2 protein-coding genes are annotated in these 1,674 nt (G+C 73.0%); one reads left to right on the top strand and one right to left on the bottom strand.

The window, feature by feature from the left end:
* Positions 1-119: 119 nt before the first annotated feature.
* Positions 120-521 (bottom strand): NUDIX hydrolase, encoded by a 402-nt coding sequence (locus AC5LUJ_RS14435; protein ID WP_250292214.1) that lies wholly within the window; start codon positions 519-521, stop codon positions 120-122.
* A 183-nt stretch (positions 522-704) separates the two neighbouring features.
* Here AC5LUJ_RS14435 and AC5LUJ_RS14430 point away from each other — a divergent pair.
* The coding region (locus tag AC5LUJ_RS14430) for a serine/threonine-protein kinase (RefSeq protein WP_493465092.1) at positions 705-1,674 on the top strand (970 nt) is incomplete at its 3' end.

Here is a 1,674-nt window from a genome sequence, read left to right as displayed (position 1 = left end):
CCACGCCCACATCCACGCCCACATCCAGGTCCACATCCAGGTCCACGTCCAGTCAGCTGGTGCACGGAGACGCACCGCTCCCGTTCACGCTCCTGTTCAGGAGGCGGCGAAACGGCGCATCATCGGGGCAGCAGCGTGGTCGCGGGGCCAGCCCGATAGAGGGCGGCGGGACGTCCGTTGGGCGTGGGCCGCTTGCGCCCGGTCGGCTCGATGAACCCGGCGGCGTCGGTGACCTTGCGGTGGAAGTTCGGCCTGTCCAGCTCGGCCCCCCAGACCACCTCGTACACCTCACGTAGCTCACCGATGGTGAAATCATCATGACAGAAGGCGGTGGCGATCGTCCGGAACCGCAGCTCGTCCCTGGCCAGCTCCACCGCGTCACGCAGAATGTCGTCGTGGTCGAAGGCCAGCCCCACCTGCCGCGCCTCCGAGACGGCCAGCCACGTCGCCGCCCGCGTGTCCGAACCCGCGGTCGGTAGCGGCAGGTTGGGCGCGATGGCCAGGTAGGCGCATGTGATCACTCGCGGGATGCGCGGCTCGCGGTCGGGCGCGGTCGTCCTCGTCGATTTCGTCGGGAGGGTCGGGCGGATGTGACGGACGGCGCTAGGATCACGCGTCGTACAGGGATATTGGGGGATTCGGCATGATGAACGGTGGACGCCGTGGTCGGCGCATGACAGCTCCCACATCGTGATTGGCACATCGTGATCATCAACGAGGCGCAGGTCGCCGCGGCGCTGCCCGCCTACGAGCTCGGCGAGATCCTCGGCCGGGGGGCCTTCGGGCTGGTGGTCAAGGGCCGGCACCGCGAGCTGGACCGCCCGGTGGCCATCAAGATCCTGCCCGCGGGCACCGACGAGGCCGCGGCGAGCAGCCGGGCCGAGGCGCGCCTGCTCGCCGCCCTCGACCATCCGCACGTGGTGCGGGTCTACGACTCCATCCCCGCCGGCGACCTCCATCTGATCGTCATGGAGCTGCTCGGCGGCGGCACCCTGACCCGCCGCCGGGCCGGCATACCGCCCGAGGCCGCCTGCGCGGTCGGGCTGGCGGTGGCCGCGGCGCTGGGCAGCGCGCACCAGCGGGGCGTCCTGCACCGCGACATCAAACCCGACAACATCCTGTTCGACGCCGCCGGGCTGCTGAAGGTCACCGACTTCGGCATCGCGAAACTGGTGGAAGGGTCCGCGACCACCGCCAGCGCGATCGTCGGCACCCCCCGGTACATGGCCCCCGAGCAGCTCCTCGCCAGGCGGCTGAGCCCGGCCACCGACCTGTACGCCCTGGGCGTGATGCTCTACGAGCTGCTGGGCGGCGCGCCGCCGTTCGACCCCGCCCTGCCGCCGACCGTGCTCGCCCAGCACCACATCTACACCGTTCCCGCCTCGCCGGCCGGCGTGCCCGCGCCGGTAGCCGCGGTGATCATGCGGGCGCTGGCCAAGGACCCGGCCACCCGCCAGCCGTCCGCCCACGCCTTCGCCCTGGAGCTGGCCCGCGCCGCCGCCGTGTACGGCCCGGGCTGGACCGCCCGCGCCGGCATCACCCTCCGCCTGGACGACGACCTGCGGGCCGCCGTCCAGCAGCCGGCCGCCGCGCGGCCGCCGTTCCCGAGCGGCCAGGCCCGCCCGGGCGTCGCGCCGACCGCCAACATCGGCCAGCCGCCCGCCCCGCCCTTCC

The sequence above is a fragment of the Protofrankia sp. CiP1_Cm_nod3 genome, assembly GCF_982290655.1.
This window is presented reverse-complemented; position numbering and strand designations above follow the sequence as displayed.